The sequence below is a fragment of the Geitlerinema sp. CS-897 genome (assembly GCF_028368005.1).
Taxonomy (GTDB): Bacteria; Cyanobacteriota; Cyanobacteriia; order Cyanobacteriales; family Geitlerinemataceae; genus Baaleninema; species Baaleninema simplex.
Genome location: NZ_JAQNCQ010000177.1, coordinates 17857 through 33364, shown reverse-complemented (window position 1 = coordinate 33364; position 15508 = coordinate 17857). Strand labels below are relative to the sequence as shown.

Here is a 15508-nt window from a genome sequence, read left to right as displayed (position 1 = left end):
AATCTATCGATAGAAATTGCCAGGAATACGTTGTTTTTGTGGCGTCGAGCTTATGATTTTAAGTGGCGTTTTTCGACCTCATAAAACGGCTTCTAAAACCCAATTTACAGTTATCGATTCTCGAGCTTCGTTCGCTTTTTCGGGAATAATATTACAGGCAAACACGAGACTTTGAGTCGGTTGTAACGTCAAACTCGTCGCCGATCCGATCGCTTGCCATTTTCCGTTAATTTTCACGAGCAGACAGCCGATCGCCGCTTGACTGTCGCGATAGCCCGCACCCGCCGGAGCGTCCGAGCCAATAGGGGAAATGGCGTTTGCGTTAAAGTGCGTTTTCCATTCGCCGTCGGGGACGAAATGGAGGGTTACGGTGCGATCGAACGGATTGGTAAAGGTCTGTTCGCCAGCCGCTTCGACGCTGAAGTTATCTCGCGTGACAATACCGGAACAGGCTTCGAGAAACCAAAATACCGTCACGCTACCGTCGTTATCTTTAAAATGACCGTCGTTACAGAAAAAATTGGCACTTTCTCCGGGTTGTAACGCGATCGTTTTTTGCGCTCCGACGAGGGCGTATTCTGAAGAACTCCCCGTTTTAAAAATTAAGGCCGCTCCATACAGTTTCGGTGCGATCGTCGAACCGTAAGCTCGATTCATGCCGGTGAGGATATTCACCCACGGCCACTTTTCGAGGCTGTTCTTACTCAGCGTCCATTGAGCCGTTTTATCGGGAACGACGGTGACTTGAACGGTGCGATCGAGCGGATTTACAAAGGACGCACCCGCTTCGCTAACCGCTTCTACAACGAACTGACCGTGACGTAGAACCATCGGTGGTTCGAGACCCGTTCCTTCAGTCGTTTCGCCTTCTTCAAGACCGAACAGTTGGCTCAGAGCGTTCCAATTTTCCGTCGAAGCGGTTGGTGCGATCGAAGGTGTCGGTGTTATCGAATCTGCATCGGTTTGACTCAAATCAAACAGTTGGCTTAGGGCGTTCCAGTTTTCAGTTCGTGCCACGCGATCGTCCCTCCGTTAACTGAGTTTGGTGTCTAGTAATCGCAGCGCGTCGAGCAAGTTTAACTTGCCAAACCCGGCTTTTTGATGTTTGAAGCGTCGGTCGACTTTATCGGCAGTTTGTTGGAGTAAATATTTAATTTGCCGATCGAGTAAATTGACGCCTCGTTTGACTCGGGCGTAAGATTTCAACAACGCAACGGCTCCCGTTACGAAAGGGGCGGCGTGCGAGGTTCCCGTGGAAAAGGCATAATCGTTTTTAACGTAGGTGCTATAGATATCGGTGCCGGGTGCGACGAAATCGACTTGTCTGCCGTAGGTTGAAAAGGGCGCGATCCCCCCGAGTTCGTCGATCGCGCCGACAGTAATGACGTGAGGTAACGCCCCCGGATAGTACAGTTCTTCTTTTCCGTCGTTTCCCGAGGCGGCAACGATGGTAACGCCTTTGCGTTGGGCGTAGTCCACCACTTCTTGATGGGGCAGTCCGCCACCTGAATTTTTAACCCCCAAGCTCATGTTGATGACATCGGCACCGCGATCGATCGCCCATTTAATCCCCGAGTTGATGTTATCGACGAGTCCCGATCCCACCCGCTTCGTCCCCTTTTGCATCGCCCCGAGAACGCGCACCGGTAGGATTTTGCAGTTGGGAACGACGCCAGGGGGGATGTTCGTACCTTTGGCTGCGATAATTCCGGCGACGTGGGTTCCGTGTCCCACTTCGTCTTCAGGATCTTCGTCGTAGCCGAGATAGTCCCCGACGAACTGACCTGCACCGTCGATGATGTTGACGAAATCGTATCCGGGGACGAGAACGTCTGCCAGTTCCGGGTGATCGAGATCGATGCCGGTATCGAGTACCGCCACGGTAATGCTGGCGTCTCCACGCGCGTACAGTTGGTGCGCTTCGGGTAAGCCGATGGCGTTACGGGAACGCCAATCGGTTTGGAGACTGGCCGCACGCGATCGCATTTCGGGGAGATCGGCGTACCCGATCTCTCCAATGCTGGCCGCTTCGACGAAGGAAAGTTGGCGTAACTCGCGGATCAGTTCTGGGGGAACGGATCGATCGTGTTGGAGAACGAGGCGGTAAATACGATCGAGGCCGCTGTCGATTTCAGCTCGACTCCAGGTGCGATCGGCACTGGTATATTCTCGGGCAACCCAAACGGGTCGCTGATATTTGGCAAAAATACCATCGATGTCGGGATGCAGCTGCGTGGGTCGAAATTTCTTGTCGGGACTTAATACTTGCCAGTGAGGAAGAACCTTGGCTGATGCCAACGAACGATTCAGTTTGAGCCGAACGTGCCATTTCATCAGACGCATTTACCCCGATCGGTTGTTGTTAGGATGTCACAACAAAGTCCCCAACGGCCAAGAGTTGTTTGGAATATTTAAACTTAATCTACAAAACTTCATGCTCGTTTTTCGGACGATCTCGATCGAAAAATAGACGAAAAGCTTGCCCAATCAGTGTTTTGAAGATTCGATCGCTTTTGGGATACTATTTAAACTTATCAAGACTTCACAAATGCTAAAATTCGTTTTGATTTATTTATCGATTTACAGTGATTCGATATTTAAGTTAATAAAAGCTAACAAAAAATAAAGCGAGCCAGAGGGCGATCGCCAACTCGTAGACAAACTACACCCACCGAACCAAACCGCTCGAAGACCGTTCGAGTCGAGAAAATTTAACCGCAATCTCCCAGTTTGAGCGCGACGTGATTGTCAATTAAAGCCAAACTTCCATCGTCTAACGTCGCACTAAACGATTCAAAAAAACGACGGGGTTTCGGGGGAAAATGTGCGAAGTCGAATTGCGCGTCTCCATCGGCGATGTTCGCCCAAAAATAACGAAGACTGGGAACGAGGGGTTCGGCTTCTTCCTGAGATAAATTTAAGGGTTCGCCCGTCAGCAAGCGCAACATGAACGGACGCGATCGATCGCCCATCCAAGTTCGAGAAATGCGAGGTAAATCGTTCCATCCTTCCACACCTTCGACTCGTCCCGATTCGATTTGCAGCCAAGAATTGCCGTGGAGATCGGTGTAGTATTCCAAAATGCGGTAGGGATGGGGATACGTCACTGTCGAACCTGTGGTGATGTCGTAAACGCCATTAAAACCAGCGACATCTTGGACGTGGAGATGTCCTGTAAACACCAATTGGACATTGTGCGATCGCAACATCTCCCGTAAAACTGGGGCGTTATCCAACATATATCGCCGACCGAGTTTGTTCTGCGACTGACCCGGAAGATGTTCGATGATGTTGTGGTGAACCATCACCAACACCGTTTCGTTTTGCAGTTTGTCGAGAACCTCCTCCAACCACTGAAGTTGTGGACTGTCGAGAACTCCGAGTTGTCGTCCTTCGGCGTCGAACTGATTGGAATTTAAGCCGATGAGGTGCAACCCCGGCAATAGTTCGCGAGTATAGTAGAGGCGATCGCGATCGTCGTATCCGAAATCACCGTAATAATGAGTGAAATCGCCAAGTCCGATGGAGCGATCGTCGGCGACAGGAACGGGAACATCGTGATTTCCTGGAATGACAAACGCCGGATAGGGAAGTTTCGCCAGTCGGGAAGCCAGCCAACGGTGGTTTTCCGGTTCGCCGTGTTGGGTGAGATCGCCGGGAATCAGCAGAAAATCGAGATCGGCGTCTCGCAGGCGATCGAAAATCGTTTCTAAAACGGGAATGGAAATTTCGACGAGGTGAAAGCGACTGGGATTGTCCCATACTGTCTCAGGTAGGGCGATGTGTAGGTCGCTGACGATCGCAAATCTAAAATTTCGCATTATATATATCTTGGCTCGCTCTTGAAGTGGGCCGTCGTTGGATTGCCTTATCAGTCCACTTCAACAGTGTAGCGAGACTCGATCGCTCGCTTCTAGGCGACGGCAAAATTTTCGATTATCGTTGAGGGGATGAAGAGGTAAGGGGATAGGGGAGCCAGGAAAAACACGATCGACTATCAACCGTCAATTATCGAACGTTTCCCATGAAAAATTTAAAGATATTGCAGATCGTTCCCTCGATTTCCCTAGTATATGGCGGTCCGAGTCAGATGGTTCGCGGGTTTTCCGAGGCGTTAGCCCGTCAGGGGGCTGAAGTGACAGTGATTACCACCGACTCTAACGGCGATGCGGGACAACCGCCCCTCGAGGTTCCCCTTAACCAACCCGTTTCGCAAGACGGTTACACTGTTTTGTATTTTCGTTGTTCGCCGTTTCGCCGCTACAAGTTTTCGTTGGGGCTGCTGCGGTGGCTGTGGACGCACGCCAGCGACTACGACATCGCCCACATTCACGCTTTGTTTTCGCCCTTGAGTAGTTTCTCGGCGTGGGTGGCGAGACATCGAGGACTTCCTTACGTGTTGCGTCCTCTGGGAACTCTCGATCCGGCGGATTTACGGAAGAAACAGCAACTCAAACGACTTTACGCGGCGTTGCTGGAACGGGAAAATTTGGCGAAGGCGGCGGCGATTCACTTCACCAGTCCCGAGGAAGCCAAGATTTCCGAACGGTTTGGGGTCAAAACCACCGATTGGGTAATTCCGTTGGGCGTGACGCCGCCAGACGATCCCGACAACGCCGAGGAGATTTTGCAGAAGTGGGGAATCGAACCCACCCGTCCGCTGGTCTTGTTTATGTCCCGCATCGAACCGAAGAAGGGATTGGATTTACTGATTCCGGCGTTGGAACGGTTGGCGGATAGGGGGGTTGACTTTCAGTTCGTGTTGGCGGGAAGCAACCCGCAAGATCCTCGATACGAGAAAACGATCGTCGATCGCGTCGTGTCGTCGTTGAAAAACCGGGCGATCGTAACGGGATTCGTCGGTGGCGAGGTAAAAGCGGCGTTGTTGTATGGGGCGGATTTGTTCGTTCTCCCCTCCTATTACGAGAATTTCGGAATTGCGGTCGCGGAGGCGATGGCGGTGGGAACGCCGGTTTTAATTTCCGATCGCGTGCAGATTTGGGAAGCGGTACAGGGGTCGGAATCGGGATGGATATCGTCGTGTAGGGTGGATTCGGTATTTGAGGGTCTCTCGGAGGCGTTGTCCGATCTCGAGGATTGTCGCAGACGGGGGAACAACGCTCGCCTCTATGCTTCTCAATATTACAGTTGGGACGCGATCGCGCAGCAGGCGATCGAAGCCTATGGTTCAGTCACCCGTCACCCGTCACCCGTCACCCGTAGGGTGCGTGACTTAAAGAACGGGGTGTAGATCGTGAGACCGATCGATCGGTCACGCACCGCCAATGTACACCGCCCATATACAAGGGTGCGTGTTTATCAGTGTAGAGTGCAGAGTGTAGAGTCGAGAGTGTTAATTCCGGGGCGCAAGGGAAAGAGGGAGCAGTGGAGAAACTGTGAACGTTTCCCTGTCTTCACTCTTCCCTCTTCCCTCTAGACTCTTCACTGATACGCACCGCCCCAACCGAGAGATGATGCAATCGAAGAGATGAGGAGAAATATCGAGATGAAACGATGGAATTGGAGTGTGGTGTTAAACCTCGTAACGTTGGCGGTGTTGGGACTCGTGGCGACGTTGCAGTTCGTCAGTCCGGCATCGGCACAGTTTTCGCCTTCCGACCGGCAAGCGCGACCGGTAAAATGGGAATATCGCTCGGTCTCGACGACAGAAGAAACCGATCCGGGTGGAGAACGGTTCGTACAAGAGATTCGGGATTTGGGAGATTTGGGGTTTGAAATGGTCGCGTGTTTGTACGCTCCCGATCGCGATCGCGACGAGTCAATGACCGCCTGTTATTTCAAACGTCCGAAGTAAACCGGGTTAAAACTTCAGTGACGACTGAAAGTCCGTACAAAACACCCCCCAATTTCTCAAAGGCGATCGGGGGGTTGGCTCGTTGGGAAACGGCTGGCGATCGTGAAGTCCGAGCTTGAAGAGAGAGTGTTTTAACGCGTCGAGATCGGCTTGGCTTCTACAATGTTGGGTTTGAGGGGAAGACGCACGAAAAATTGAGTTCCCAACTCCGGTTGCGAACGGTATTCTAGCTGTCCGCCGTGCTGTTGCACGACAATTTGATAGCCGATCGACAAACCGAGACCTTTACCTTTTCCGACTGGCTTGGTCGTAAAAAACGGATCGAAAATTTTGTCTCGAATTCGATCTTGAATGCCGTTCCCATTGTCTGAAATTATGACTTCTACCCAATTGTCTTGGGTTTGACAAGTTTGAATTAAAACTTTAGGCTGCCAGCGATCGCCTCGGGTTTTTGCAGCTTCTGTGACAGCATCGATCGCGTTATCGATCAATCCTAAAAAGACTTGATTGAGCGAACTGGCATAGCCTTCAATTTTAGGAAGTTCTACGTAATTTTTAACGATTTCCAGCGTAAAGTCACTCACTTTATCTCGACAGCGATGTTCGAGAATGGATAAAGCTAAATCGAGCGAGTGGCAGACATCAATTTTTTGCAGTCCAGCGCGATCGTTGCTCGAAAACTCTTGCAACGATACGACAATTTCTCGAATTCGTTCCGCACCGTCTTTCATCGAAGATACGACATTTTTAATATCTTTAACGATAAAGTTAATATCGAGATCTTCTAGCTGTTCGAGAAAGTGTTCTCGTGAAAAATTGGGATTTTCAGCAACATCTCGAACTAAAGAAGATAGCGTGCTAGTATATTCGTTGACGTAAGTTAAATTTCCGTAGATAAAGCTAATTGGGTTGTTGATTTCGTGGGCGATTCCCGCAACCAAACGCCCCAAACTCGACATTTTTTCACTGTGAACCAATTGAGCTTGAGCGGCTTGTAACTCTTGCAAAGAACGGCTCAATTGGTTGTTGAGATGGTTCAGACGAAGCCCCGCCCGAACGCGTGCCAGCAACTCTTCCGTTTCGATGGGTTTAGAAATAAAATCGTCAGCCCCGGCATCCAAACCTCGAACGCGATCGTCGAGGTTTTCTCGAGCTGTCAGCAAAATAAAAAACACGGCTTCTAACTCCGGTTCTGCCTTAATACGGCGACAGAGTTCCAACCCGTCGATTTGCGGCATCATCCAATCACAAACAATTAAGTTCGGACGATGTGTAAGGGTGAGTTCCCAGCCTTGCTGTCCGTCCTCTGCAATTAAGACTTCGTGTCCTTCACTTTCGAGCAAGTCCTGCAATAGAAGTTGAGTGGTGATTTCATCGTCGATCGCTAAGATGCGTGTCATACCTGAGTCGATCCTTGCGGCATAATATCAATCTGCAATTGAGATAGACCTCGTGCCGCCTTACGAGGTTTCTTCCTGTTGGCTGGCGACGAAGGCTCGAACCCGTTCGAGATCGGCGGCCAACACCTCGACGATCGCGCCGGCCTCCCCCAAGCAATCGGTTCGCGCCAGCTTTTCCAACGCAGCGGCCCGGTCGGACATTCCCTGCGCTCCCACGTTGGCTGCGGCTCCTTTCAGGCGATGTGCTTTGGCGATAACGCGATCGCGATCGCTGGCTTCCAAGGCGTTCTCAAATTCCTCGAGATCCGTTTGCGTCGCCTGCACGAACGCATCGAGCAACCGCTTTTGCAAGCTGACTTTCCCTCGCGAAACTTTGTTCAGGCGATCGAGATCGAGAGGAAACTCCTGCGTTTCGGGACTCGAGACCTCGGCCGCTGCATTAGCGTTGGCTGACGTTCCGTTGTGGACGTTCGCGCGATCGGTCTCGCGTTCGGGATCGTCTTTCTGGGGAGCGCTCCCCGTCCAGCGTTCGAGGGTTTTAACGAGAACCTCCAAATCCACGGGTTTGGGAATGTAATCGTCCATTCCGGCCGCCAAGCACTTCTCGCGATCGGCGGGCATCGCGTGAGCGGTCAGCGCGATGGTCGTGGTGTGCCGCACGTTCCCTTCACGTCGGCGCAGTTCGCGGGTGGCTGCGTAACCATCGAGAACGGGCATCTGACAGTCCATCAGTACGATATCGTACTGCGTTTTGCCCAATCGTTCCAAGGCTTCTTGACCGTTCGAGGCACAGTCAGCGTGACAGCCGAGTTCCTCGAGTTGAGACAAAATCACCTGTTGGTTGGTGGGATGGTCTTCGACGACGAGCAACCTTAAGTTGGAAAAATCGATAGAAGAGAGGGGTTTCGGCGGTTTGGAGGTGGTCAGTTCTTCGCTGTCCCCGATTTTGGGTGCGATCGCCGCGATCAACGCATCGAACAGCCGCGACGCGCGAACGGGTTTGAGAAAGTAACTGGCAGCACCGCGATCGAGGAGAGCTTCGGCAGTACGCTGGTCTTTAATATTGCTCATCACCACCACTTTCGTCTTCGTCAGTGCTGGACGGTTGTTGATAGTGTCGAGGAAATGTTCGAGATCGATGTCCGACAGCTGTAGGTCGAGAATCAAAATATTGAAGGGACGAGACGTTTGGGCCGCCTTCTCGAGATGCTCGAGAGCCTCTTCGCAGTTCCCCACGTTCGTAATATCGTCCATGCCCCAAGACTGTACCAAATAGGCTACGGACTGGCAGGTAGTGGCGTTGTCGGCAGCCACGAGTAACCGCAAGCGGCTCATATTCAAGGGCAACATCGGCAACGCCGAGGAGGGTACCGAGTCAGCCAGTTCTAGGGGTACGGTAAACCAGAAAATCGACCCGATACCTTCAACGCTTTCGACGCCGATTTCACCGTCCATCAACTGCACCAGTTGCTTGGCGATCGCCAGTCCCAACCCCGTACCGCCATACTCTCGGGTGGTGGAGGTATCGACTTGGGAAAACGACTGGAACAGTTTTGTCTGACCTTCCTTAGAGATCCCGATTCCCGTATCGCGCACGGCAAAGCGAATCGTCGCTGCTTCGGGCGTTTCGTCTTTGACAGCGGCCTGGACGACGACTTCTCCCTGAGCGGTAAACTTAATGGCGTTACCGACGAGGTTCAAGAGAATTTGTCGCAATCGTGCCGGATCGCCGCGCAGGTGGCGGGGAACGTCGCGATCGAGCAGCGTCGCCAACTCCAAGTTTTTTTCTTCGGCTTGGGTGGCCATTACGTCGAGAACGTCTTCGATGAGGCGATCGAGGTCGAAGTCGATCGCCTCGAGTTCCATTTCCCCAGCTTCGAGCTTAGAAAAGTCGAGAATATCGTTAATCAACGTCAGGAGGTGTTGGGCGCTGCGCTGAATGGCTTGGACGTACTCCCGTTGTTGCGGCTTGAGGGCGGTACGGGACAGCAAACTGGTCATTCCCAGCACGCCGTTCATGGGGGTACGGATTTCGTGACTCATGTTGGCCAAAAAGTCCGCTTTGAATTGGGCAGCGCGTTCGGCTTCCACGCGAGCGTTGACGAGATCGTCGATCCGTTCGGTCACGATGATGATACCGCCGATGTTACCTTCGGGACAGTACCAGGGGTGAATGGCCGATCGCAGGTAGACGTGGCTTCCGTCCGATCGCTCCCATACCATTTCGGGATTCGAGATGACTTGCCCCGAAAGGGCTTGGCGATGGTCGTTTTTGCGGTCTTCGGTTAAATCGGGGAAGATTTCGTAATGATGGCGGCCGAGTAAGTTTTCGCCGTCGAGGTTGTAATCGTCGATCCACTTGTCGCTAAAGGCCAGGTAGCGCATTTCTGCATCGAACATAGCCATGGCCACGGGGGCGTTCGTGACCACTTGGCGCAACTGTTGTTGTTCTCGTTCGAGAGAGGCGATCGCCCGTTGGGTTTCGGCGTACAGGTGAGCTTGGTTGACGGCGATGCCGAGTTGGGCGACGACTCGGCGCATCAGTTCGAGTTCTTCGCGGTTGAGTTTGAAGGGGAGGCTGTGGCGACAGAGGAGATATCCCGGCGATCCCAAGCGGGTGGGGATGGGAAAGGCCGAGTAACAGTCGGGGGTCAGTTCGAGGAGTTCGCCGGAGGGTTCGACCCGGAGGGTCAGGGCTTCGCCCTGTCGCAACTGCACGTCGAGATCGGTATTGGGATCGATCGATCGTAGCTGTCCGTTCCACTGGGGACGTTCGACTTGGCAGTATTGAGAAACGATTTGTAGGGTTTGGTCGTGGCGATCGTACCATGCGAAGGCGATACAATCGAACACCAGCAGGTCGGTGAGTTCTTTGAGGGTCGGCGGTAAGGTTTTGTCGAGGTCGAGGGAGGCGTGCAGGCGGCTCGTCAGACTGTTGAGGAGCGATTCTCGGGCGGCTCCCGCCCGAGTCCGTTCGGAGTCTTGGATTTGCCGTCCGGCTAAGAGGGTCGCCACGGTGAGGATGACCCCGAGAACGCCCGTCAGGATGTTGAGCGATCGCAGTTGGTTTTCGATATTTTCGCGGGGGATGACCAGGGCGATCGACCAATCGTCGAGGGGTTGGTGCGCCACGTAGACGACTCGACCGTCGATTTCGGTGCGTTCGATGCTGCGATTGCTATCTTTGAGCTGACGCGCGATTTGCACTTCGGCTTCAGCCACCTTGTCGAGGTAGTTTAGGGTCGGTTCGCCCGTTAAGGTGGGTTCTTTGGGTTCGAGGTAGGCGATCGGGTCTCCGCGATCGTCGATGGCGAAGGCATAGCTGCCCGGGCCGTAGTTGAGACGGTTGACGACTTTCGCGAACTGCTGGATTTCGATCGCCCCGGTCACCACGCCGATCGGTTGGCGGTCAGCCGCGTTGGGATCGTTCCAAATCGGTGCGCTTACGGCAATAATGGGAATGTTGGAGATCCGGGCCATCAGGGGCTTGCTGACGTGAATTTGTCCGTCGATCGCTTTTTGGAAGTGTTCGCGATCGGCGAGGCTGCCCGTTTGTCCCCACTGGTTGCGAAACGAGCCGTCGGGCAAGACCAGCGATAGAGTCAGAAAGTTATCGAGGCGTTGGGTTTCTTGTTGGAGATAGGGTTGGATTCGTTCCCAGTCGAGACTGCGTGCCGTCGGCGTACTCGAAATTGCTTCGATGTAGGTTTTTTGGGTGGCAAACCAATCGTCGATTTCGTTAGCACCTTCTTGGAGCGCTGTCGAAGCGCTTTGTTTGAGGTTGTCGAGGAGGAGTTCTCGCACCACTTGATAGCTCAGCCAAGCGGTCAGACTGACGCCGAGGGCTAAACTCCCTAAAATCAGATAAACCAGAAGATGGCGAGGACGCCATCCCGATTGGTGGCGCTTCGTCCAGCGATGCCACAGTTGTTTGAGATCGATTTGAGACAGCTTAGAAGAGCTAAACACCGTATCTCCTTTCTTTTCGCTTGACGATGGCGCTCTAGCCACTGAATCTAAAAAATATGGCAGAAATGGCTAAAGAACAGCCGCTAGAGCGTCGAAACGGCTGTTTAAAATAAAATTGAGTTGAGTTAATATCTTAATACTTTTTTTATCTTTACTTAGCTTAACACTCCGATCCTGAATTCTCAAGTCAGGTTGGCTGTTACGCATCGCTAGGGCGTATCGCCAATATCGAATTGGGACTACAGTGGGCGATGGCTCGTTCGTTTCGACCTCTATCTTCGATGCTCAAATATTGCGATCGCTCGCCCCCAACCTCTGAGTATCGAGCCAGTGCCGCAAATCCGCTTCGCTGTCAAAGTCCAACAGGTTCACCCCCAACTCTTCCACGCCCTCGAGGGGCAAACGGCGCACCCGCTCTACCAACTCAGGCGCGATCGCTCCCAAGCGACGTTCGAGCAAACGCAGAACCAAAGAAAGCTCTTGCTGGAGACCCTGTTGGAGACCCTGCTGGAGACCCTGTTGTAGACCCTGCTGAAGACCCTGTTGGATGCCTTCCTCAATCCCTTCTTGTTTGGCACGACGTTCGACACTGGTGACGTACTGCATACGCTTTTCCTCCTCGATTTGACGCACTTGTTGCCAAAATTCCTGTTCTAACGCCTCGGGCAAACTCATCAACCAGTCAATGAAATGAAACAGATTGATAATATCTTGGGCGCTGTAACCCAGTTCGTACAACCGCCGAATTAGAGACAGTTTCCATTGTTGGCGCTCTCTCCTATTATGGCGGGTTTCTTGAGCTTTGAGGTGCGCCATGACCACAGTGGCAAAGGGGTTGGTGCTGCGTTCGAGTTCTGGCCAGCGCGATCGATAGTCGAGTAGTTTGACAACAGGGAAAACAAAGCTGATGCGACAGCCAAACAGTTCGTCGTCGAAGGTTTGGGGGCGCCAAGAAGCGCGATCGTCCCCCAAGACGGCAAAGCTGGCTACTTGGCGAGAATAGCGATCGCGGATACGGTAGTGGTATTGAAACATCCGTTCGGCAAAATCCCGTTCGGGCTGGCTTTGAATTTCGACGTGAACCAATACCCAGGCTTCCGAACCGTCGGCGAGATAGACCTTCACCAGTTTGTCGGCTAAACGCTTGCCCGAATCGGCATCGCGCACCACCTGTTGCAGTTCTTTGTCCAAGAATTCGATGGGGCGCGTCCAGTCGATGCGATCGCTCGCTTGGGGAAAGAAAAAGGCGATAAAGGCTTCAAAATAGGCTTCGAGCAGTTGTTTCCAAGGGCTGTCGAATTCAGTACTCGGCTCGCTCATGACAGTGTTCGGTACGAATTGTAAGAATTGTACGATTTTTTAGGGCAGACCCCATCGATACCGAATCCATTGACGATCGCCCCCAGACACCGACAAAGTTGGTGAAGTCAACGATAAGCAAATCCAATCGATCTCCAAAATAATCGGCGGAAACAGTGATAAAATACCTTCGTCCGACCCCTAGCTCTGACTGACACGCGCCCGAACAACGATGAAAAAACTCCTCAAAGGTCTGCGGGAATTTCAATCGACCTACTTCAGCACCCACCGCGAGCTGTTTGAAGAACTCTCCCACGGTCAAAAGCCCCGTATCCTGTTCGTCACTTGTTCGGACTCGCGTATCGACCCCAACCTGATCACGAACGCGCAGGTGGGAGAACTGTTCGTCATTCGCAACGCTGGAAACATTATCCCGCCTTTTGGGGCGGCCAACGGGGGAGAAGGGGCGGCCGTCGAATACGCCGTGCAAGCCTTGGGGATCGAACACATTATCGTCTGCGGACATTCCCATTGCGGGGCGATGAAAGGACTGCTCAAACGCAGTAGCTTAGAAGAAGAAATGCCGTTAGTGTACGAGTGGCTCAAACACGCCGAAGCCACCCGCCGCCTGCTGAAAGAAAACTATTCGACCCTCGAAGGCGAACCCCTCCTCGACGTGGCGATCGCCGAAAACGTCTTGACGCAAATCGACAACCTGCGAACCTACCCCGTGATTCACGCCAAGCTGCACCAACAGAAGCTGCACCTTCACGCCTGGGTATACCACATCGAAACGGGAGACGTTTTAGAATACGACGCCATGCGCCACGCCTTCGTTATGCCGGACGAAAACACCAACGTCGAAGCCTCGCCGATGCAATGTATCTTGTCGCTTCCCGATTCGATCGACGAATTATCGCCGCACAAACTGCACCAACTCGAAGCCGTTGAAGACCATCGCAAAGATCCGGCAATGCCCTGGCTGTCCGCCGAACAAACGTCTCGAATTTACGGCGGTTAGCAAGACGATGACCGATGCAGTTAAAACCATCAAACTCGACCAATTCCTAAAATGGATGGGAGCTGTCAGCACCGGCGGCGAAGCCAAAATCCTGATTCAGTACGGGGAAGTGGCCGTCAACGGCGAAGTCGAAACGCGACGAGGACGAAAACTCGTTGACGGTGATGTCGTCTTCACCCAAGGACGCAGCTACCAGGTGGAACTGTAGGGTCGGTGCGTGACGCGGGAACAACGTTAACCTGACTTCGACCCGATTTCTTCCTCCGCGTCACACACCCTACGCGGATAACTCACGATCGGGTGGAACTGTAGGGTCGGTGCGTGACGCGGGAACAACATTAACCTGACTTCGACCCGATTTCTTCCCCCGCGTCACACACCCTACGTGGATAACTGCAAAAGGCGCATCGTCGGTGCGCCTTTCACTGTTCACTGTAAAACGGAGAGGGGGGGATTCGAACCCCCGATGAGTTTGACCCCATAACGGATTTCGAGTCCGCCGCATTCAACCGCTCTGCCACCTCTCCAGGTGCGAACCCCATCCTAGCACAAATTTGGTGTTTTTTTCAAGGGCTTGACAAAATCACTTCACTGCCTACACCTTCGCCGCACGGTTGACACCGCGATCTTCCACGTCTCGCGCTTTCTTCCCGCGCCAAATCAGACGCATCGGCGTTCCGGTAAACCCGAGTTGTTCGCGGATTTGCCGTTCGATGTAGCGGCGATAGTTGTCGTTAAAGCGCTTCGGGTCGTTGACAAATAAGGTAATGGTCGGCGGTTGGGTTCGCACTTGCGTTCCGTAGTAAATCTTACCTTGGCGACCTTGGCGGTTCGTCGGCGGGGACTTCCAGGCGATCGCTTCTTCGAGAACTTCGTTAATCACGGAAGTTGCAACGCGGCGTTGGTGTTCCGAGGCGGCCGCGTCCACCAAATCGAGGATTTTGTGAACTCGCTGGCCGGTTTTGGCGCTGACGTACACCCGTTCGGCCCAACTCATGTAATAGAGGCGATCGTCCAGGTGGCGATCGTAGTCGTAGATGGTATGGGAGTCTTTATCCACGGCGTCCCATTTGTTCACCACTAAGACGCAGGCGCGACCTTCATCGACGACGCGGCCGATGAGTTTTTGGTCTTGTTCGGTCACGCCGTCGATCGCATCGATAACCAGCAACACCACGTCGGCGCGACGAATGGCTTTGAAGGCGCGGTTAATGCTGAAGAATTCCGCCCCGTATTCGACGTTTTTCTTTTTGCGGATTCCGGCGGTGTCGATGAGGCGATAGCGGGTGTCGTTGCGTTCGATGAGGGTGTCGATGGTGTCGCGGGTGGTGCCGGAAATGGGACTGACGATCGCCCGCGTTTGTCCGACGAAGGCGTTGAGGAGACTGGATTTACCCACGTTGGGACGACCGACGATCGCCACTTTGATTTCGTCAGTTTCGGGGAGTTCGTCGATCGCGGGAAGGTAGGCGATCGCTGCATCGAGCAAATCTCCCAGTCCGCTTCCGTGAATCCCCGAGATGGCGTAGGGTTCGCCGAGTCCCAATTCCCAAAACTGCGCCGCTTGCATGAGTCCCTGTTCGGGAGATTCGCATTTGTTCACCGCCAGGAGAACCGGGACGTTTTGCTGGCGCAACCAGTCGGCGATTTCGGCATCAGCCGAGGTGGGCCCCAGTTGACCGTCTACGATGAAAATGGCGACGCTGGCTTCGGCGAGAGCGTACATCGCTTGTTCGCGGATTTCGGGGAGAAATTCGCTGTCGTCGTCGAAGACTAAACCGCCGGTATCGACCACTTGAAACTCGCGGTCTTGCCAAAAGGCTTGTTTGTAGGTGCGATCGCGCGTAATTCCGGGTTCGTCGTGGACGATGGCTTCTTTGCGTCCGGCGAGACGGTTGACGATGGTGGATTTGCCGACGTTGGGACGGCCGATAATGGCAACTATAGGAAGAGACATGGTGCGGAGCTAGAAATATTTGTGAAAGGAAACTTTGTTTGAGGGGT

General features: G+C 53.2%; 11 protein-coding genes and 1 tRNA gene. 4 read left to right on the top strand and 8 right to left on the bottom strand.

The window, feature by feature from the left end:
• Window positions 1-78 precede the first annotated feature (78 nt).
• The 3 genes from POG22_RS11045 to POG22_RS11035 form a co-directional block, all read right to left on the bottom strand.
• Entirely contained in the window at window positions 79-1017 is a 939-nt protein-coding gene (locus tag POG22_RS11045) for a hypothetical protein (RefSeq protein ID WP_150128175.1), read from the bottom strand.
• A 15-nt stretch (window positions 1018-1032) separates the two neighbouring features.
• A complete protein-coding gene (locus POG22_RS11040; RefSeq protein ID WP_498905264.1) occupies window positions 1033-2343 on the bottom strand; it encodes a S8 family peptidase in 1311 nt (436 codons plus the stop codon).
• 368 nt (window positions 2344-2711) lie between these two features.
• Window positions 2712-3821, bottom strand: coding sequence for a metallophosphoesterase family protein (locus POG22_RS11035; RefSeq protein ID WP_223307313.1), 1110 nt, complete (start codon window positions 3819-3821; stop codon window positions 2712-2714).
• Window positions 3822-4024: 203 nt separating this feature from the next.
• Between POG22_RS11035 and hpsP the strand changes: the two genes are divergently transcribed.
• Together hpsP and POG22_RS11025 are read left to right on the top strand one after the other, a co-directional pair.
• Window positions 4025-5251, top strand: coding sequence for a hormogonium polysaccharide biosynthesis glycosyltransferase HpsP (gene hpsP / locus POG22_RS11030; protein WP_498905263.1), 1227 nt, complete (start codon window positions 4025-4027; stop codon window positions 5249-5251).
• A gap of 255 nt (window positions 5252-5506) precedes the next feature.
• Complete coding sequence (locus POG22_RS11025; protein ID WP_063714830.1) at window positions 5507-5815, top strand: hypothetical protein; 309 nt, start codon at window positions 5507-5509, stop codon at window positions 5813-5815.
• Window positions 5816-5946: 131 nt separating this feature from the next.
• Here the strand turns inward: POG22_RS11025 and POG22_RS11020 are convergent, their stop codons facing one another.
• From POG22_RS11020 to POG22_RS11010, 3 genes are all read right to left on the bottom strand, one after another.
• Complete coding sequence (locus tag POG22_RS11020) at window positions 5947-7215, bottom strand: sensor histidine kinase (protein ID WP_063714829.1); 1269 nt, start codon at window positions 7213-7215, stop codon at window positions 5947-5949.
• A gap of 60 nt (window positions 7216-7275) precedes the next feature.
• Window positions 7276-11184 (bottom strand): response regulator, encoded by a 3909-nt coding sequence (locus tag POG22_RS11015; protein ID WP_498905262.1) that lies wholly within the window; start codon window positions 11182-11184, stop codon window positions 7276-7278.
• Between the two features lie 285 nt (window positions 11185-11469).
• Complete coding sequence (locus POG22_RS11010; protein ID WP_498905259.1) at window positions 11470-12504, bottom strand: DUF4351 domain-containing protein; 1035 nt, start codon at window positions 12502-12504, stop codon at window positions 11470-11472.
• A gap of 211 nt (window positions 12505-12715) precedes the next feature.
• Between POG22_RS11010 and POG22_RS11005 the strand changes: the two genes are divergently transcribed.
• Both POG22_RS11005 and POG22_RS11000 read left to right on the top strand, forming a co-directional pair.
• Window positions 12716-13504, top strand: a complete 789-nt coding sequence (locus POG22_RS11005; protein ID WP_063714826.1) for a carbonic anhydrase — start codon at window positions 12716-12718, stop codon at window positions 13502-13504.
• Window positions 13505-13511: 7 nt separating this feature from the next.
• Window positions 13512-13712, top strand: a complete 201-nt coding sequence (locus POG22_RS11000; RefSeq protein ID WP_017661045.1) for an RNA-binding S4 domain-containing protein — start codon at window positions 13512-13514, stop codon at window positions 13710-13712.
• A gap of 232 nt (window positions 13713-13944) precedes the next feature.
• Here POG22_RS11000 and POG22_RS10995 read toward each other — a convergent pair.
• Together POG22_RS10995 and der are read right to left on the bottom strand one after the other, a co-directional pair.
• Window positions 13945-14031: transfer RNA gene (locus tag POG22_RS10995), tRNA-Ser, on the bottom strand.
• Window positions 14032-14099: 68 nt separating this feature from the next.
• The gene (gene der / locus POG22_RS10990; protein WP_498905257.1) at window positions 14100-15461 is read right to left on the bottom strand and encodes a ribosome biogenesis GTPase Der; all 1362 of its coding nucleotides are present in this window, start codon (window positions 15459-15461) and stop codon (window positions 14100-14102) included.
• Window positions 15462-15508: the final 47 nt, after the last annotated feature.